2 protein-coding genes are annotated in these 1,125 nt (G+C 71.5%); both read right to left on the bottom strand.

Annotated features, from left to right (window positions below):
* Positions 1-111: 111 nt before the first annotated feature.
* Positions 112-726 (bottom strand): hypothetical protein, encoded by a 615-nt coding sequence (locus AC5RUJ_RS16900; RefSeq protein ID WP_494128956.1) that lies wholly within the window; start codon positions 724-726, stop codon positions 112-114.
* Positions 723-1,125 (bottom strand): hypothetical protein (locus tag AC5RUJ_RS16905; RefSeq protein ID WP_494156323.1); only part of this gene is annotated, 403 nt, incomplete at its 5' end. The genes AC5RUJ_RS16905 and AC5RUJ_RS16900, both read right to left, overlap by 4 nt.

Here is a 1,125-nt window from a genome sequence, read left to right on the forward strand (position 1 = left end):
GGCCGGCGAGCGCGGGAACCAGCGCCAGCGCCAGCGCGGTGCCGCCGGCCACCATGAGCAGCAGCCCCAAAAGGGTGATCAGGATGCGGTTCAATGTCCGGGGCGTTTGGTTCACTGTCCCACCACCCCCGAACTGGAAACGAACACGCGCACCTGCGGAATCGGGCTGATGCGCGCCCCGCGGACCTCGTCTTCCACCGCGGCCTGGACGGCGTCGGCATCCACCGGCTGGCCGGAGGTTGGCCGGAGCCGGACATCCACCAGCCCGCGCGAGACGACCACCAGCACCTGCTCGCGCGTCACCTGCGCCTCGATGCGCGCGCGTCGCGCCAACGAGGCGGCGATGACCTCATCGTCCACCACGACGACGCCGCGGCGGCCGGGAATGCGGTGCCGGTGCAGGTGTCCGGGGAGCACGCCCTGCAGGAAGAAGAGCAGACCGAGGAACAGGATCAGCGCTCCGGACGCGCCCAGGACGGTCGGCGCGACGTTTCCCGGCAGTTGATGGATCCAGCCCGCCATCTCTTCCGGTGTGGCCAGCCACGGGCGCTGCCCGATCGCCTTCAGCGCCGCTTCGAGCAGCAGGTAGAGGCAGGCCAGCCCGACGAGGACGGCGGCGATCACCGCGGCGATGGCGCGGGAACTGCGCAGTTCCCGGCTCGCCAGGCGCTCGTCGCCCGGGCGCAAGTCAGCGGGCCCCCCGCCGGTTTTGACGTCGGTGCTCACCGGACCCGGCCTCCTTCCTGCACGCGGATGCCGGTGACCCTGATGTCCACCCGGCTCAACCTCGAACCGCTGATCCGGGAGATCCTCTCCAGGATGGCTCCCTTGGCGGCGTGCGCCCGGTCCCAGACCGATCCGCCAAAGCCGTCCACCAGGTGCGGGTCCCGCACTACCCGGTTCAGCGAGGGAATGCCGACGGGAAGGGCCAGGTACAACGCGAGGGAACCGGAGTCGTCCCGCCACGTCGCACGGACGAGGGAAGGTGAAATGCCCAGCACCTCCGCCGCAACCCCCTGCGCGGTGCTGGTCAACGCCTGTGTGCTGACCCGGGTATGTCCGGCATAGTGTTGCCCGGGCGGCGCGGCGGGGAGCGACGCCGGGGGCGGTCCGTCCGGCCGCCCG

It is taken from the genome of Arthrobacter sp. Y3223164 (assembly GCF_059091005.1).